Origin of the sequence: Rhodococcus sp. HNM0563, assembly GCF_012726195.1 — a bacterium.
Lineage (GTDB): Bacteria > Actinomycetota > Actinomycetes > Mycobacteriales > Mycobacteriaceae > Rhodococcus.
In genome coordinates this window covers 166,824-182,310 of sequence record NZ_JAASAF010000004.1, presented here as the reverse complement: position 1 = coordinate 182,310, position 15,487 = coordinate 166,824, and the positions used below count along the sequence as shown (strand labels likewise).

The 15,487-nt window shown below is 65.5% G+C and carries 18 protein-coding genes; 11 read left to right on the top strand and 7 right to left on the bottom strand.

Annotated features, from left to right (window positions below; translation table 11 throughout):
- Nucleotides 1-11 precede the first annotated feature (11 nt).
- From HCA61_RS10685 to HCA61_RS10660, 6 genes are all read left to right on the top strand, one after another.
- Nucleotides 12-908, top strand: a complete 897-nt coding sequence (locus HCA61_RS10685; RefSeq protein WP_346777553.1) for a TIGR03619 family F420-dependent LLM class oxidoreductase — start codon at nt 12-14, stop codon at nt 906-908.
- Nucleotides 905-1,318: a nuclear transport factor 2 family protein gene (locus tag HCA61_RS10680; protein ID WP_169688169.1), complete on the top strand. Its 414-nt coding sequence runs from the start codon at nt 905-907 to the stop codon at nt 1,316-1,318. Before HCA61_RS10685 ends, HCA61_RS10680 begins: the two co-directional genes overlap by 4 nt.
- 9 nt (nt 1,319-1,327) lie before the next feature.
- A complete protein-coding gene (locus HCA61_RS10675) occupies nt 1,328-1,900 on the top strand; it encodes a nucleotidyltransferase family protein (RefSeq protein WP_169688168.1) in 573 nt (190 codons plus the stop codon).
- A 68-nt stretch (nt 1,901-1,968) separates the two neighbouring features.
- Complete coding sequence (locus tag HCA61_RS10670; protein WP_169688167.1) at nt 1,969-2,580, top strand: TetR/AcrR family transcriptional regulator; 612 nt, start codon at nt 1,969-1,971, stop codon at nt 2,578-2,580.
- Nucleotides 2,564-3,250, top strand: a complete 687-nt coding sequence (locus HCA61_RS10665) for a hypothetical protein (RefSeq protein ID WP_169688166.1) — start codon at nt 2,564-2,566, stop codon at nt 3,248-3,250. Before HCA61_RS10670 ends, HCA61_RS10665 begins: the two co-directional genes overlap by 17 nt.
- 54 nt (nt 3,251-3,304) lie before the next feature.
- Nucleotides 3,305-4,249, top strand: a complete 945-nt coding sequence (locus tag HCA61_RS10660; protein ID WP_206039901.1) for a DUF1254 domain-containing protein — start codon at nt 3,305-3,307, stop codon at nt 4,247-4,249.
- Nucleotides 4,250-4,316: 67 nt separating this feature from the next.
- Here HCA61_RS10660 and HCA61_RS10655 read toward each other — a convergent pair whose 3' ends face one another.
- A complete protein-coding gene (locus HCA61_RS10655; RefSeq protein ID WP_169688165.1) occupies nt 4,317-5,570 on the bottom strand; it encodes a cytochrome P450 in 1,254 nt (417 codons plus the stop codon).
- 201 nt (nt 5,571-5,771) lie between these two features.
- On the opposite strand from HCA61_RS10655, the gene HCA61_RS10650 reads away from it, so the two are divergent.
- From HCA61_RS10650 to HCA61_RS10635, 4 genes are all read left to right on the top strand, one after another.
- Entirely contained in the window at nt 5,772-6,935 is a 1,164-nt protein-coding gene (locus HCA61_RS10650; protein WP_169688164.1) for a steroid 3-ketoacyl-CoA thiolase, read from the top strand.
- Nucleotides 6,936-6,937: 2 nt separating this feature from the next.
- Nucleotides 6,938-7,411 carry a nitroreductase family deazaflavin-dependent oxidoreductase gene (locus HCA61_RS10645; RefSeq protein WP_169688163.1) on the top strand — a complete coding sequence of 158 codons (474 nt, stop codon included), beginning with the start codon at nt 6,938-6,940 and terminating at the stop codon, nt 7,409-7,411.
- A 78-nt stretch (nt 7,412-7,489) separates the two neighbouring features.
- Entirely contained in the window at nt 7,490-8,149 is a 660-nt protein-coding gene (locus HCA61_RS10640) for a GNAT family N-acetyltransferase (RefSeq protein WP_169688162.1), read from the top strand.
- A gap of 66 nt (nt 8,150-8,215) precedes the next feature.
- Nucleotides 8,216-8,437, top strand: coding sequence for a hypothetical protein (locus tag HCA61_RS10635; RefSeq protein ID WP_169688161.1), 222 nt, complete (start codon nt 8,216-8,218; stop codon nt 8,435-8,437).
- Nucleotides 8,438-8,487: 50 nt separating this feature from the next.
- On the opposite strand, the gene HCA61_RS10630 is transcribed toward HCA61_RS10635, so the two are convergent.
- The 3 genes from HCA61_RS10630 to HCA61_RS10620 all read right to left on the bottom strand — a co-directional run bounded on the left by HCA61_RS10630 (nt 8,488) and on the right by HCA61_RS10620 (nt 10,964).
- Nucleotides 8,488-9,402: an SDR family oxidoreductase gene (locus HCA61_RS10630; RefSeq protein ID WP_169688160.1), complete on the bottom strand. Its 915-nt coding sequence runs from the start codon at nt 9,400-9,402 to the stop codon at nt 8,488-8,490.
- Nucleotides 9,399-10,175, bottom strand: coding sequence for an SDR family oxidoreductase (locus tag HCA61_RS10625; RefSeq protein ID WP_169688159.1), 777 nt, complete (start codon nt 10,173-10,175; stop codon nt 9,399-9,401). Before HCA61_RS10625 ends, HCA61_RS10630 begins: the two co-directional genes overlap by 4 nt.
- Before the next feature lie 174 nt (nt 10,176-10,349).
- The gene (locus tag HCA61_RS10620) at nt 10,350-10,964 is read right to left on the bottom strand and encodes a TetR family transcriptional regulator (RefSeq protein WP_169688158.1); all 615 of its coding nucleotides are present in this window, start codon (nt 10,962-10,964) and stop codon (nt 10,350-10,352) included.
- Nucleotides 10,965-11,202: 238 nt separating this feature from the next.
- Between HCA61_RS10620 and HCA61_RS10615 the strand changes: the two genes are divergently transcribed.
- Nucleotides 11,203-11,718: a flavin reductase family protein gene (locus tag HCA61_RS10615; RefSeq protein WP_169688157.1), complete on the top strand. Its 516-nt coding sequence runs from the start codon at nt 11,203-11,205 to the stop codon at nt 11,716-11,718.
- Between the two features lie 47 nt (nt 11,719-11,765).
- On the opposite strand, the gene HCA61_RS10610 is transcribed toward HCA61_RS10615, so the two are convergent.
- The 3 genes from HCA61_RS10610 to bphC form a co-directional block, all read right to left on the bottom strand.
- The gene (locus HCA61_RS10610) at nt 11,766-13,232 is read right to left on the bottom strand and encodes an FAD-dependent oxidoreductase (RefSeq protein WP_169688156.1); all 1,467 of its coding nucleotides are present in this window, start codon (nt 13,230-13,232) and stop codon (nt 11,766-11,768) included.
- Nucleotides 13,233-13,270: 38 nt separating this feature from the next.
- Nucleotides 13,271-14,437, bottom strand: a complete 1,167-nt coding sequence (gene hsaA / locus HCA61_RS10605; protein WP_169688155.1) for a 3-hydroxy-9,10-secoandrosta-1,3,5(10)-triene-9,17-dione monooxygenase oxygenase subunit — start codon at nt 14,435-14,437, stop codon at nt 13,271-13,273.
- Between the two features lie 85 nt (nt 14,438-14,522).
- A complete protein-coding gene (gene bphC, locus HCA61_RS10600) occupies nt 14,523-15,449 on the bottom strand; it encodes a biphenyl-2,3-diol 1,2-dioxygenase (protein WP_169688154.1) in 927 nt (308 codons plus the stop codon).
- Nucleotides 15,450-15,487: the final 38 nt, after the last annotated feature.

Sequence of the window (15,487 nt, the reverse complement as noted above, 5' to 3'; positions counted from 1 at the left end):
GGTATGTCATGGTGAAGTTCACCGTCGGCGTTGCGATGACGCCACTGGATCAGCTCGCGGGGATCGCGAAGACCGCCGAGGAATGCGGCTTTTCGTCGATCGCATTGCCGGATTCGCTGTTCTATATGGAGAAGCAGACCGTCGACTATCCCTACACACCGGACGGGTCGCGGATGTGGACGGCGGATACACCCTGGGTGGACCCACTCATCGCCGCAGCTGCGATGGGGGCAGCTACGTCGACGATCGAGTTCTACACCCAGGTCCTCAAACTCGGTTCCCGCAATCCGGTACTGCTCGCCCGCCAGGTCGGTTCGGTCGCGAACCTCACGAACAACCGTTTCGGCCTCGGTGTCGGAATCGGCTGGGCACCAGAAGAGTTCGAGTGGTGCGGCGTTCCCTACGCGCGACGTGGAAAACGTGTCGACGAGATGGTCGAGGTACTGAAGCTGATCCTCGGCGGTGGCATGGTCGAGCACCACGGCGAGTTCTACGATTTCGATCGCCTGCAGATGAGCCCGGCCCCCAGTAAACCGGTGCCGTTGTACGTCGGTGGTCACACCGACGTGGCGTTGCGCCGCGCAGCGCGGGTCGGCGACGGCTGGACCTCGGCAATGATCAAGTTCGACGATCTCGTCACCGTGATCGGCCGCCTGCGCACCTTGCGCAGCGAATACGGCCGGACCGACACTCCCTTCGAGATCCAGACGGTGTGTATCGACAAGTTCGGCTCGTCCGGTTACGCCGAACTCGCAGACGCCGGGGTCACCGACATCATCGTCGTGCCATGGATATTCGACGGTCACGGATTCGACTCCCCGCTCGAGGCAAAGCAGGAATCGTTGCGGAAGTTCGCCGATAAGTTCATCCACGCGAATGGCTCCATCCACGAGAGAGGCACAGCATGAGCGAGGAACATCCCGCACGCGTCGCGGCACGCTCGTCCCAGGCGGCCGCGAGCGGCAAGCGCAAGGACGAATGGCTGGCGCTGTTCGCCGACGACGGATATGTCGAAGATCCTGTCGGACCGTCGGGGTTCGACCCGGAAGGCAAGGGCCATCACGGGGCAGAGGCGATCGCGAAGTTCTACGACATGACGATCGCGAACACCGATTCACTCGAATTCCTCGTCGACGACGTCCTGGTGTGCGGCGACGAGTGCGTCAACATCGGCACCATTCGCACGACGATGGCAGGCAACATCATCGACGCCGAGGGCGTGTTCGTCTACCGAGTGAACGACGAAGGCAGGATCGCGTCGCTGCGCGCCTTCTGGGAGGTCGATCGAGCAATGAAGACGGTGCGTCCGGCCCAGTAGAGTCGGACCGTGGTCACTGCTGGAATCGTTCTCGCTGCGGGGGACGGCTCGCGGTTGGGTGGACGGGCGAAAGCCCTGCTACCCCACCGGGGCCGTCCCCTGCTGCATTCCGTCGTCGACGCTCTCGGGCAAGGGGGGTGTGACGAGGTGATCGTCGTGACCGGCGCGTATGCCGACGAGGTGACTGCAGTGTGCCCACCCGGGGCAACCCTGGTGTACAACCCGCGATGGGAGATCGGCATGTCGACCTCGCTTCAGCGCGGGGTCGACGCGGCCGCAGGTGCCGATGTGATCGCGCTGACGGTGGTGGATTTCCCCGGAATCAACGCCGATCTCGTGCGCGCAGTTCTGGGAGCGCACGAAACCGGCACTGTGACGCTGCCCAAGTTCGGTGACCGCCCGGGCCATCCTGTCGTATTCGACGTGGTGGATGCTGTCGCAGCGGCGTCGCAGGCGACCGGAGACGAGGGTGCCAGGTCGTTCCTCCACCGCAATCGCGACCGGGTACGGCGGCTGGACTGCGCGGGGCTTGCGGACCCCGGCGATATTGACACCGTCGAGGACCTGCACCGGCTGGATTGAGTCCGAGCCGGCCGCGGCCAGCGAGCAATTCATTGACTTACCAGTCAATCAATTATTACGCTGTGTTCATGGCCCGCTCCGCAGACCCAGAACTCCAAGCCCGCCGCCGCGACGCCATCACCGACGCTGCCGCCGTGCTCTTCGCCGAGCGCGGCTACGACGCAACACCCATCACCGCGATCGCGAAAGCCGCGGGCGTCAGCTCTGGCACCGTCTTCCACTACTTCAGCGACAAACGCGGCGTCTTCCGGGCAATCTTCGAGCGCGACCTGCCCGAATCCCGGTCGATGATCGAGCGCTATCAAGACGCCGCAGACCCCCTCGCGGCTGTTCTCGACATCGTCGCCGAGCTGGTCGAACCCGCTTCGGATCCGCTCGCGGCGGGCCTCGTGGTCGAGGTGATGCGGCAGGTGACCCACGACCCGCAACTTGCCGTCGTCCTCGACGAGACGGACGCCGTTGTGAACCGAGGACTCAGCGATCTCCTCCGTCGCGCGCACGACCGGATCGACCCCTCGCTCGATCCGGACGCGACCGCCACCTGGATCCGGGCGATCACCGACTCGGCATTCCTCTACGCAGACAACCCGGCCGCCACAGCACCCGTCGACACCATGCGGACGGTCGTTCACCGCTATCTGACCGGACACAGAGGAGAGCGCCATGACAAAAATGCGTGACGATGCGACAAAGGTTTCGATCTCCTGGGCCATCCCCGCCGCGGTTGCGGTGGCGTGCACCCTGGTCGGCGTCGGGCTCGGGTTCGCCGCTCCCCCGTTCTGCCGCTGGGCCGTCGACACTCTGCCGACGGTTCCCGGACCGGTCGAGCTCCTCTCGGAGCTCACCACCGCGTGGTCGCTGCCGATCCTGACCGTGCTCGGGATCGTCGCGGGTACCGCTCTCGCCATGATGACCGTCGGGGAATCTCTCACTGTCACCGTCGATTCCGATGGCGTGCTGCTCGATCAGGACGACGACGAACTGTATGTGCCGCGGTCCAAGGTCGCCGGGGTCCATCTCGACGACAAGGACCTGGTCCTGACGGACACCGCGGGGCGCGAACTGGCCCGGCGCAATCGCGACGATCTCGACAAGACCGCTGTCGCCCACGCATTCACCGAGCACGGCTACCCGTGGACAGACAAGGCCCTCCACGCGGACGAATTCTCCCGGTGGGTCGACGGCGACCCCGCTCTCGACGACGAGACGCACACGCTGCTCCGCGAACGACGTACCGCGCTCTCCCGCCAGGAGGCAGGCACTGCACAGAAATTGCACGACGCACTGCAGGCCGGCGGCATCGTCGTGCGCGATCGCAACAAACGTCAGGAATACCGCCGGGTCCGATGACCCGAGATGCGGAAAACGAAGCGCGCCACACCGTCGGACCACTACGCTGCCGAGATGACTCCGGTTCGGGTGAATGTCGATAATTTCGTCCGCGCAGAGACCGATCGGATGTTCGCCGATCTCCAACGCGATGCCGGAGGGATCAATACTCTCCTGCACCATCGAACGCCAGCGGCGGTCGAACATCAGACTGTCATCCGGATGAATCGCGACACCCTCTACAGTTTCGCGATCGTCGATGTGTCGGGTGGGGCGAGTGTCACCGTACCCGAGTCCGGGGAGCGTTATGTGTCGGTGATGGTGGTCGACGAGGATCACCACGTCGACCGGATATTCCACGAACCGGACGAGTACCGACTCACTGCCGAGGACTACCCGACACCGTACGTGGCTGTTGCAGTCCGGATCCTGGTGGATCCGGCCGATCCGGACGACGTACGCGAAGTTGCCGAACTACAGGATCGCTTCCGCATCGTCGCAGGATCGTCGACACCGTTCGTCGCCCCGAACTACGACCGGAAAAGCATGGACGACACACGTGACGCCCTGCTCGCGCTGGCGCGAAATCTTACGGACTTCGACCGCATGTTCGGCACGAAAGCCGATGTCGACGAGGTACGACACCTGATCGGTACGGCTGCAGGCTGGGGTGGTCTTCCCACCGCGGAAGCGGTGTATATCGGGGTGGACCCCGGGCTGCCGGTCGGCGAGTACGAACTGACGATGCGCGATGTGCCCGTCGACGGGTTCTGGTCGATCTCGGTCTACAACGCCGAGGGATTCTTCGAGCCGAACGAAAGTCACGCCTACAGCGTCAACAACATCACCGGTGTCACCGACGACGACGGTTCGCTCACCATCCGGTTCGGCGGTGATCCGAAGCAGAACAATGCAATTCCTATCACTGATGGGTGGAACTACCTTGTGCGCCTGTACCGTCCACGCGCGGAAGTCCTGGACGGCCGCTGGACGCCCCCCACCATCACCGCGCAAACCTGAACCGGGATCGCGAAGACGCACGGACCCCCGCACCCGAAGGAGCGAGGGTTCCGCGTGACCGCCCGTGTCAGTGCTTGACCGGGCACCCACCCTGCGTCTTGTAGTCGACCTGGAATTCCTTGATCCCGTTGAGCCAGCCGGACCGCAGCCGATGCGGATCGGAGATCTTGGTGATGTCCGGAATATGGTCTGCGATCGCGTTGAAGATCAGGTCGATCTCCATGCGAGCCAGGTTGGCACCGAGGCAGTAGTGCGCTCCGGTTCCACCGAATGCGAGGTGCGGGTTGGGATCCCGGAGGATATTGAACTCGCGCGGGTTCTCGAAGACTTCTTCGTCGTTGTTGGCCGACGCGTACAGCATCACGACGCGGTCGCCCTTCTTGATCGCCTGACCGCCGAGCTCGGTGTCCTCGAGTGCGGTGCGCTGGAACGAGATGACCGGTGTGGCCCAGCGGATGATCTCGTCGGCAGCCGTCTTCGGACGGTCGCGCTTGAAGATTTCCCACTGCTCTGGGTTGTCGAGGAAGGCCGCCATGCCGTGGGAGATGGCATTGCGGGTGGTCTCGTTACCCGCGACGGCGAGCACGATGAAGAAGAATCCGAATTCCTCGGGCGCGAGTTCGTCGCCGTCGATGTCGGCTTCGATGAGGGTGGTGACGATGTCGTCCGCCGGATTCGCTTTACGCTCGGCGGCCATCTGGTACGCGTAGCCGAGGACCTCCATCGAGGCCGCTGCCGGATCGGCGGTGTTGTCCGGATCGTCGTACCCGGTCATCTGATTGGACCACTCGAAGATCTTCGCGCGATCATCCTGGGGCACACCGATGAGATCGGCGATGGCCTGCAGCGGCAGCTCGGCAGCGATCTGGGTGACGAAGTCGCCGCCGCCCTCCTGGCAGGCCTCGGCGACGATCTTCTTTGCCCGCGAGTTCAATTCGTCGCGCAGACCGTTGATCGCGCGGGGTGTGAATCCACGTGCGACCAGCTTACGCAGCTTGGTGTGCTCGGGCGCGTCCTTGTTGAGCAGAACGTGACGCTGAAGTTCGATGGCCTCTCGCGGCATGTCGTCGTTGAAGCGCGGGATCGCGGTGTTCTCCCAGTTGGAGAACACATCGCTCCGCCGGGAGACTTCGCGGACCTCTTCGTGGCGGGACACGACCCAGAAGCCTTCGTCGTGGAAGCCGCTGACATCCGGCGACTTCTTGTTCCACCAGACCGGTGCCGTCTTACGCAGTTCGGCGAATTCTTCGAACGGCATGCGCTCCGCAAAAAGATCGGGATCTGTGAAGTCGATGCCTTCGGGGATGCTGGGCTGTGCCACCACTGAACCTCTCCTGCCCTTGCGCGGATACCCGCGCTGTAATGTGGAACACGTTCTAGAATCATTGAAGCACAGCACACGCGGCTCGCCAAGGAAACCATGGTTCCGAACGGCGAGACCACCCCTTGCACCACTCGATAACCCGTTCTATTTTCCGAGGTAGGAACGCTGCCCCGAGGGGCACACAGAAAGGAGCCCGCTGTGGGCACACCCGTCATCGTCGAGGCCGCACGCACCCCGATCGGCAAACGAGGTGGATGGCTTTCCGGCCTCCACGCCGCCGAGATCCTCGGTGCAGCGCAGAGCGGGCTGATCGAGCGGTCCGGGATCGACCCGGCACTCGTCGAACAGGTCATCGGCGGCTGCGTCACCCAGGCCGGCGCCCAGTCCAACAACATCACCCGCACGGCCTGGCTGAATGCCGGACTGCCGTGGCAGGTCGGCGCCACCACGATCGACTGCCAGTGCGGGTCGGCGCAGCAGGCGAACCACCTCATCGCAGGTCTCATCGCAACCGGTGCCATCGAGGCCGGGATCGCGTGCGGTATCGAAGCGATGACGCAGGTTCCGCTCGGCGCGAACGTCGGAGACCAGGCCGGACCCCGCCGACCCGAGTCGTGGAACATCGACATGCCGAACCAGTTCGAGGCCGCCGAACGAATCGCTCGGCGCCGCGGTATCACCCGCGATGACGTCGATGCCCTCGGTGTGCGCTCCCAGCAGCTCGCGAAGCAGGCATGGGACGAAGGCCGCTTCGAACGCGAGGTCCTGCAGGTCGTCGCCCCTGTCGTCGACAAGGAAGGCAATCACACCGGCGAGAAGCAGACCGTCACCCGCGACCAGGGGCTGCGGGACACGTCCGCCGAGTCGTTGGCCAAGTTGAAGCCCGTCCTCGACGGCGGCATCCATACCGCAGGCACCTCGTCGCAGATCTCCGACGGTGCGGCCGCGGTGCTTCTGATGGATGAGGACAAAGCGAAGGCATTGGGCCTGAAGCCACGCGCGCGGATCGTCTCGCAGGCCCTGGTCGGCGCCGAGCCCGAATTCCACCTCGACGGCCCTGTCCAGGCAACCGCGAAAGTGCTCGAGAAATCCGGCATGAGCATCGGCGACCTCGACCTGTTCGAGGTCAACGAGGCATTCGCGTCGGTGCTGCTGTCGTGGGCCCAGGTCCACGGGCCCGACATGGACAAGGTCAACGTCAACGGCGGGGCGATCGCGCTGGGTCACCCGGTCGGGTCGACGGGGTCGCGGTTGATCACGACTGCGCTCCACGAACTCGAACGGCGGGACGCATCGACGGCCCTGATCACGATGTGTGCAGGTGGCGCGCTCGCCACGGGCACCATCATCGAACGCATCTGATCATGGGCACCGAGGCGGCCCCCAAGGGGCTCGATTCGAAGGCGACGACCTCGATCATCAAGTGGATGTCGCGTGTGAACGTGGCCCTGTACCGGGCCACCGGTGGCCGCCTCGGTGGAAAATGGCGGGTGGGCAGCGCATTTCCGTGGGGAATCCCGGTGTGCCTGCTCACCACCACCGGCAGGAAGACCGGGCAGCCACGGACCGCTCCCCTGTTGTTCCTCGAGGCCGACGGCAAGGTGCTTCTCGTCGCGTCCCAGGGCGGGCTGCCGAAGCATCCGCTGTGGTTCCGCAACATCCTGGCGAATCCCGAGGTGACCGTCCAGATCCGGTCGGACATCCGTCGAATGAAGGCTCGTGTCGCCACGGATACGGAACGCGCACAGTACTGGCCGAAACTGACTGCGATGTATCCGGATTTCGACAACTATCAGTCGTGGACCGATCGCGTCATACCCGTAGTCATCTGCGAGTGAGGTCACCTGACGCACGGCGCCTCGAACAGCAATACTGGTAGGCGCATTGTTCATGCTTTCGAGAGGGGACGTCACCCGATGGCAACCACGAATCACGACCAGGTACTCGACCGCCGCGAGATCGCGGCCGCCCTGCTGCGTGCGCTCGAGCAACGCCACGAGGTGCTCGACGCCATCGTCGAGAGCGATGACCGGGACAGCGCCATCGCCGCCATCGGGTCACTGCTCGGCACCACCGATTTCTGCGCAGAGGCCGTCCTCGCCCTTCCACTGGGACGCCTCACGAAGGCGGAACGCAAGAAGATCCGCACCGAGCTGGACGATCTCGACGCGGTGGTGAAGTGGACTACGGATTCGCGCCCTTACGCGACCGGTGAGCACTTCCGACTGCGCCAGATCAGCGACGACCGGGCCGACATCGAGCTGCTCAAGGCACGCTGTGCCGAACAGCTCGGCGACGGCAGCGACGCAGCGGTGGAGACCGAGCGTCAGAAGGGTGCTGCGCTCATGGACGACGAGTCGGGCATGTGGCTCGTCGCGGAAGACCTCTCCGGTGACGAGCCGAAGAAGATCGGTTTCGCATTCGGGGAGCTCACCGGCAACGAGGTGGAAGTGCGGATCTGGGTTCGCCCCGAGGTCCGGAAGCAGGGCTACGGCACCGCCACACTCAAGGCGGCCCGCACCGAACTCGCGGCCTACTTCCCCGGCTCGACGTTGATCATCCGCACCCCGGCGTAGCGAGACTGCGCAGCCCGTGCGCGTTGTCCGGTGACGAGGACAACGCGCACGGCGGAAGGGGCTCGAATGCCCGAGGGATCGTTTCTGACGATGCGTGGATGCCTGTCGCGGGGCGCCGACGTCGCTGTGATCGGCCCGTCGCTGCTCATCGGCGCGAGTGCGCTGGCACCGGCGTCCCTGGTGGTGGCGGCGGTGCTCATGGTGGTGCTCGTCGCGGTGCTGGTGGTGACGTCGTCAGATGCGCTGCCCGCCGACGCGCACACTGATACCGCCGCTACCGAGGGGTGAACCCGCTCCCGGCCCGGTGTTCTCCGGCACGGACCGGGAGCGGGAGTCTCTCAGGCGCCGTATACGGGGGTCGGGGGTTCCGACGAAGCGATGAGCTTCTCGACGACCGGTCCGAGCTCCTTGGGATCCCAGCGGTCACCCTTGTCGACGGCTTCGCCGTGACGCCAACCGTCTGCCAGCGACACCTTTCCGCCTTCGGCCTCGAACACGCGGCCGGTGACGTCCTTCGACTCGCTGCTGCCCAGCCACACGACCAGCGGCGAGACGTTCTCGGGCGCCATCGCGTCGAATCCTTCTTCCGGTGCAGCCATCATCTCGGCCATCGCACCACCGGCACCGACGGTCATGCGGGTCCGCGCGGAAGGCGCGATCGCATTGACCGTGACGCCGTACCGGCCGAACTCGGCGGCGGCCTGGATGGTCAGGGTCGCGATACCCGCCTTGGCCGCAGCGTAGTTGCCCTGACCGATGCTGCCCATCAGGCCTGCGCCGGAGCTGGTGTTGATGATGCGGGCATCGACCGGGTTACCGGCCTTCGACTCCGCGCGCCAGTACGTCATCGCGTGCCGCATCGGAGCGAAGTGGCCCTTCAGGTGCACGCGGGTCACCGCGTCCCACTCCTGCTCGCTCATGTTCGCCAGCATGCGGTCGCGCAGGAAACCTGCGTTGTTGACCAATACGTCGAGACGTCCGAAGTTGTCGAGCGCGGTCTTGACGAGGTTCTCGGCACCGGCCCAGTCCGCGACGTCGTCACCGTTGACGACGGCTTCACCGCCGGCAGCCCGGATCTCCTCGACGACCTGCTCGGCGGGGGTCTCCCCGGTCGCAGAGCCGTCGGCACCCGCACCGATGTCATTGACGACGACCTTGGCGCCCTCGGCTGCGAAGGCCAACGCGTGGGCTCGTCCGAGCCCACGACCGGCACCCGTCACGATGACGACGCGTCCGTCCAGCAGTCCACTCACTTTGTCTCCTTCGTTTGTGCCGCTGCCATGTAGGCAGGGCGTTCGCCGCCGCCGTGGACGGTCAATGTCGATCCGCTGACGTATGCCGACAGCGGTGAGGCGAGAAATGCCGCGCAGTTCCCGATGTCGTCCGGGCTGGCCAGGCGCCCGAGGGGCACGGTCGCGCCGACTGCGGCGATACCGGCATCGTCGCCGTAGAACAGGTGCGACTGCTCGGTGTTCACCATGCCGACCACCACGGAGTTGATGCGCACCCTCGGTGCCCACTCGACCGCGAGAGACGTTCCGAGGCTGTCGATTCCGGCCTTCGCCGCACCATACGCGGCGGTACCGGGCGAGGGCCGCGATCCGCTCACACTCGAGATGTTGACGATCGAGCCGCCGCTGTCCTGGGTCTGCATCACCGCGTTCGCAGCCTGCGCGACGAGCAACGGCGCGAGCAGATTGAGTTCGACGATCTTCGCGTGGAACTTCGGGCTCGCATCGGCTGCGAGGGCGAACGGGGAACCGCCGGCATTGTTGACGAGCGCGTCGAGGCGCCCGTGCCGCTCGACGATGGACGCCACCATGGCGTGGACCTGGTCGGCGTCGCGGACATCGCACGAGAGGAACTCCGCGGTGCGGCCGTCGACCTCGATCGGATTCTCCGGCTCGTTGCGCGCGCACGTCACCACGGTCGCGCCCGCGCGGAGGAACACCCTGGTGATACCCGCGCCGACTCCTCGCACACCGCCTGTGACGAGAACTACTGCGCCGTCGAGTCCGAGATCCATCCTGCCTCCGCATCGAATTCCCGCGGCTCCGGTCGTGAGCCTCACCCGAACTTACCAAGCAATCGCTTGGTTTGGGAATGTGGCCCGACGTTAGCACTCCCGCGGGGCACCGAATCCTTGGCGGGCTTGTTCGAGCGGAACTTCAGTTCGAGGGGGGCTCAGTTCGAGGGGAGCTCAGTTCGAGCGGGGACTCAGTTCGACGAGGAGCAGATCGCAACTGCGCCGGATGTCCGCCTCGGTCTCAGCGATGGTCGACCTGCCGTTGAGGAACGCGGTGATCACTCCGAACCAGAGCATCGACAGCAACCGCAGCAGGTCCTTGTCGCCCTCGGTCGGATCGGCGATACCAGCGGTCGTCAACAGAATTGCCTGGAAGGTCGCTTCGATCTTCACCGTGTCGGGCACCGCAGCCGCCACGGCTGTGCTGTTGGACTGCAGCATCGCCAATGCAAGAGTCGGATACGCGACCATCTCCCGGGTCATCCCGATCAACGCATCACAGATCGCCTCCTGCACCGGCACATCAGGGTCGCTGACCGGTGTGTATCCGCTGAATCGCTCGAGCCGATCGAGCATCACCCCCACGAACAGGTGCGTTTTCGACGGGAAATAGCGATACAGCGTGCCGATCGCGACACCGGCACGTTTGGCGACCTCGGTCATCTGCACCCGAGGAAGGTCGAACTCGGTCGCGATGTGCGCCGCCGCATCGAGAATCCGTTCGTGCCGGTCGCGCTGCTCGGCCGATGTGGGCTCGGCACCGTCGCGCGCCACCCCGATTCTGGGCATCGACAACCTTCCTTTCCGTGACATCGACGATTGTCCCATCGAGCGGTTCCCACCACACCCGCGCCTGCACTCCCGCCCACCGGGACGAACCCGCGGATGAACCCGCGGCGCGACGACAACGGCACGGAAGTCCGCTCAGCGAGAATCCATCGTGGACGGATCACGGGTCGTCCATACATTCATGGCACGCGAACGTCGCCGGAACGAGGCGACCCGAGATGAATCGGAGTTGAGGCGCATGTCCACCCAGACCCTGACGCAGGTCCTCGCAGCAGAACCCGAGCTCCCCGGTCCGCTCGACATGCGCAATGCGATGGGCCGCTTCGCCACCGGCGTCACCGTCGTCACCGGCCTCGACGAGGACGGGCCGATCGGCTTCGCCTGCCAGTCGTTCGCGTCGGTATCGCTCGAGCCGCCGTTGATCCTGTTCTGCGCCGACCATCGTGGTCGCGCCTGGCCGCGGATCCGCCCCACGGGACGCTTCGCCATCAACGTGCTCGGCGAAGAGCAGTCCGACCTCTGCGGCCGGTTCGGATCCTCACGCGGTACGAAGTTCGACGGCCTCGACTGGGAGAGGTCGCGGTGGGACACCCCGTCACTTCCGGGTGTCCTCATGCGTGCGCACTGCGAGATCCACGACGTACACACCGCCGGCGACCACGACGTCGTCATCGGACGGGTCCTGGAACTCGAATGTTTCGAGGACGATCGCCCCATGGTCTTCTACCGGGGTGCGTTCGGGCTCGGCGACTGACAACGGTGCGGGCCGCGCCGACGGCCCGCACCTGCTGCGACCAGGTTCTACGAGGTAGCGGCGTGGATACCGGCGCGACGCCCGAAGAAGCTGCCGTCGCCGAGCGAAATCCCGCTGCAGTAGCCGAATGCGGAGAGTCCCGACGTGCATCGTCCCGCCGCGTACAGGCCCGGGATGGGAGTGCCGTCGACGTGCAGGACCTCCGAGTCGACCGACGTCCGCAGCCCGCCCAGGGTGAAGCCCCCCGTGTTTCCGCGGAGGTCGATCGCCGCCACCGGTGAACCGATCGGCGCGACCCACTCGGGCTTCTTGCCCAGCACCGGATCCGAGCCCTCGACGGCGTGCCGGTTGTACATCTCCACCGTCGACGTGAGAGAACCTGCGGGAAGACCCATTTCGGCTTCCAACTCGTCGATCGTCTCACACACCCATGTCGGCTGACGTTTGAGTTGAGGGCTGGAGCTGGGCGCCGCCATACCGTCCTCGTACGACGCCTGATCGATGATGAGAAACGCCTGATTGTCGTTCTCGAACAACGTGAGCTGCCCGATCCGCCCCGGATAGGTGTCCTCCTGCACGTACCGCTGGCCACGGCCGTTGACCAGGATTCCGCGGGCCATCAATTGCGGGTCGCAGAAGAACGCGACCTCGCACGCATCCATGTGGGCAAGACCCGCGCCGAGGGCCTGTGCGACGAGAATTCCGCGTCCGTCGTGCTCCTCGACCGTCGCGGCGGGCCGCTTGTACAGGCGAGGAGCGTATGCCTGCATCATCTCGTCGTTGTAGGCGAACGATCCGGTCGCGAGGACGACGCCTTTGCGGGCACGCGCAGTGACCTGCTTGCCGAACCGGGTCGTCACAAGCCCCACGACCCTGCCGTCGGCATCGGTGACGAGGCGTTGCATCCGCACATCGGTTTCGACGCGGACGCCGAGCTCTCCGGCCTTCGCGATGAGCGTCGTCATCAGGACGTGGCCTGCGCCCTGCTCACCTGTGCGGGGCATCGGCACCTGCGCGAGGTGCCCGCGCGGCGCCGGCGGGGCGAGCGTCGAGAACGGCGCTGCGTTCTCTCCGCCGCTGTACATCAGCGAATCGTCGTTCGGGATCTCCCAGCCCGGCTGGTTCCAGAACCCGTCCTTGTACGGCACGCCACATGCTTCGAGCCACTCGAAATGCGCGACACTTCCGTCGCAGTAGACGTCGAGTTTCTTCTCGTCGACCCCCGGTCCGAGGGCCGCGGCGAGGAACGTCTTCATGTTCTCGGGCGTGTCGTCTATTCCGCACGCCTTCTGCAGACGGGTGCCGCCGCCGAGGTAGACGATGCCGCCGGACAGTGCCGCCGCGCCTCCCCCGCCGCCGGTGCGCTCGAGGACGAGGACGTCGGCTCCGCTCTCGGCCGCTCCGATCGCCGCGGCGACACCGGCGATGCCGAATCCGGCGATGACGACGTCGGCTTCGTGATCCCACGATTCGATACTGTCGGCCGATACCGGCCGGACATCCGGATGACTCAAGGAGACACTCTCTTTCGTTCGAATTCAGTTCGGTGAAGTCAGAGCAGGTTGTCTTCGACCGGAAGCCCGAACGCGGCCCGACCGTACTGCGCCAGTGCGCGCTCAGGTTCGTTGGCGACGTGCACGCTTCCGGCATGTGCGTCCCGCCAGGCACGTTCGACGATGTTTCCCAGAAACAGCGACGAGCCGCCGGCCGTCTTGAACAACAGGTCGATCGCCTCGACCGCGCGTTCGGTCGCCCGCACCTGATCGCGGCGCGCACGCGCGCGCAACATCATCGGGATCTCCCGGCCGTCGACCGCATGCTCCCACAGTTCGCGCAGGTTACGGGTGGTCTGCAGGATCGCGGCGTCGATCTCGGAGGCGGCACGACCCACCGCGGTCTGTGCGAATGGGTCGTCGACGAATCGCCCACCGCCCAAGCTCAATCGGACACGTTCGCGCATCGCGGCGAGATAGTGCTCGTAACAGCCGTCGACCACTCCGACGACGGGCATACTCACCGTCGTGCCGAACAATGCGCCGAACGGAAGGCGGTACAGGGGGCCGGTGTTGACCTTCTGACCCGGTCCGCGCAGGTTCGCGGTCTCGAAGTTGCTCTTGACCCGGTACTCGGGCACGAATACCCGGTCGACGGTGATCTCGTTACTGCAGGTGCCGCGCATCCCGACCACATTCCACACGTCGCGAATCCCGTAGTCGGTGCGCGGTACGAGCGCGGTCATGAAGCTGACAGGCCGCCCCTCCGGCCCGGTGACGACAGCGCCGAGCAGTGCCCACGAGGCGTATTCGCAGCCGGAGGAGAACATCCACGTGCCGGAAAGCTCGTAACCTCCGTCCACCGGGCTCAGCTGTCCGACCGGTGCGTATGCCGAGCTCACGAGTGTCCCGGGGTCGTCACCCCACACGTCGTACTGGGCGCGGTCATCGAACAACGCCAGGTGCCACGGATGAACGCCGAGCACCGAGGTGACCCAGCCGGTGGAGCCGCACGCCGCAGATACTTCCCGCACCACTTCGTAGAACCGGACCGGGTCGGTCTCGGTGCCGCCGTAGCGGCGCGGCTGCAGCATCCGGAACACGCCGGTCGACGAGAGTGCGTCGACCACGTCGTCCGGGACTCGCCTGGTCTCGTCGATCGTGGCGGCTCGCTCGGCGATGTCCGGAAGCAACGCGCGCACGGCCGTCTGTACGTCGCTGCCCATGTCGAACTCCTGTCGGTGAAAGTGGACGATGCCACGCCGCGCAGCGGTCGTGGCATCGTCGGGTACAGCGTCGGCTCTCGCCGGATCAGTTCTTCTCGGGCGGCGCGAACGCCGCGAGCGGTTCCGATTCGGACCAGTCGTGGCCCCAGTAGCTGTCGGCGGTGATTTCCTCTGCGGTGTAGAAGGTTTCGTCGACGAGCATGCCCTCGGTACCGAACTCGATGTCCCAGCCTCCCGGAGCACGCACGTAGAACGAGACCATCTTGTCGTTCGTGTGCCTACCCAGCGTCGAGGAGATCGAGAAGCCGAGCTTCCGAACGCGGTCGAGCGCCTGTCCGACGGCGTCGAGAGTGTCGACCTCGAGCATCATGTGCACGAGTCCCGGCGCTTCGGTCGGAGGTGCCGGGCACATCGCCAGGCTGTGGTGACGACGGTTGACACCGAGGAACCGCACCCGGCGGTACGGCGGCTTCGCGGCCGGTCCGCCGATGCGGATGGCGCCGCGCGGCAGGAAGCCGAGCACCTCGGTGTAGAAGGAGTACTCCGCGTCGAAGTTCGCGACCGGCAGGACAACGTGCCCGAGTCCTTCTTCGCCGGTGTGGAAGCGGCCGCCGTGCGGAGTCACGACCGGGCTGTGGTCGAGGACCGGCCCGAAGAAGACCTCGACGCGGGTTCCCCCCGGATCGTCGAACGCGATGACCTGTTCGGCGTCGCGGTAGAGCGCCTCGTCTTCCGAGAGCAGTTGCACCTCGATGCCGGCCTTCTCGACAGCCTCGCGCACACGCTGCAGGGCGAACTGGTCTCGCACCTCCCAGCCCACGGCGAGTGCCTTGTCGGTGTCTCCGGGCAGCACGATCAGCCGCGACCGACGTTCGTCGATCCGCAGATAAAGACCGTCTTCCTCAGGCCCGTTGCCGACCGCCATACCGAGCCCGTCGACGACGAGCTCGCGCCACCGAGCGATGTCCGTGGTCTGGATCCTGAGATAGCCCAGGGCCCGGATATCCGTCATGTCCGAATATTCCTTCGCAGTAGTGGGATTCGAGTGGC

What these genes read in the sequence shown, in the direction of transcription:
- HCA61_RS10680 (WP_169688169.1), top strand. Translation starts at nt 905, where the DNA reads ATGAGCGAGGAACATCCCGCACGCGTCGCGGCACGCTCGTCCCAGGCG.
- HCA61_RS10670 (WP_169688167.1), top strand. Translation starts at nt 1,969, where the DNA reads ATGGCCCGCTCCGCAGACCCAGAACTCCAAGCCCGCCGCCGCGACGCC.
- HCA61_RS10665 (WP_169688166.1), top strand. Translation starts at nt 2,564, where the DNA reads ATGACAAAAATGCGTGACGATGCGACAAAGGTTTCGATCTCCTGGGCC.
- HCA61_RS10660 (WP_206039901.1), top strand. Translation starts at nt 3,305, where the DNA reads ATGACTCCGGTTCGGGTGAATGTCGATAATTTCGTCCGCGCAGAGACC.
- HCA61_RS10645 (WP_169688163.1), top strand. Translation starts at nt 6,938, where the DNA reads ATGGGCACCGAGGCGGCCCCCAAGGGGCTCGATTCGAAGGCGACGACC.
- HCA61_RS10640 (WP_169688162.1), top strand. Translation starts at nt 7,490, where the DNA reads ATGGCAACCACGAATCACGACCAGGTACTCGACCGCCGCGAGATCGCG.
- HCA61_RS10635 (WP_169688161.1), top strand. Translation starts at nt 8,216, where the DNA reads ATGCCCGAGGGATCGTTTCTGACGATGCGTGGATGCCTGTCGCGGGGC.
- HCA61_RS10625 (WP_169688159.1), bottom strand. Translation starts at nt 10,175, where the DNA reads ATGGATCTCGGACTCGACGGCGCAGTAGTTCTCGTCACAGGCGGTGTG.
- HCA61_RS10620 (WP_169688158.1), bottom strand. Translation starts at nt 10,964, where the DNA reads ATGCCCAGAATCGGGGTGGCGCGCGACGGTGCCGAGCCCACATCGGCC.
- HCA61_RS10615 (WP_169688157.1), top strand. Translation starts at nt 11,203, where the DNA reads ATGTCCACCCAGACCCTGACGCAGGTCCTCGCAGCAGAACCCGAGCTC.
- hsaA (WP_169688155.1), bottom strand. Translation starts at nt 14,437, where the DNA reads ATGGGCAGCGACGTACAGACGGCCGTGCGCGCGTTGCTTCCGGACATC.
- bphC (WP_169688154.1), bottom strand. Translation starts at nt 15,449, where the DNA reads ATGACGGATATCCGGGCCCTGGGCTATCTCAGGATCCAGACCACGGAC.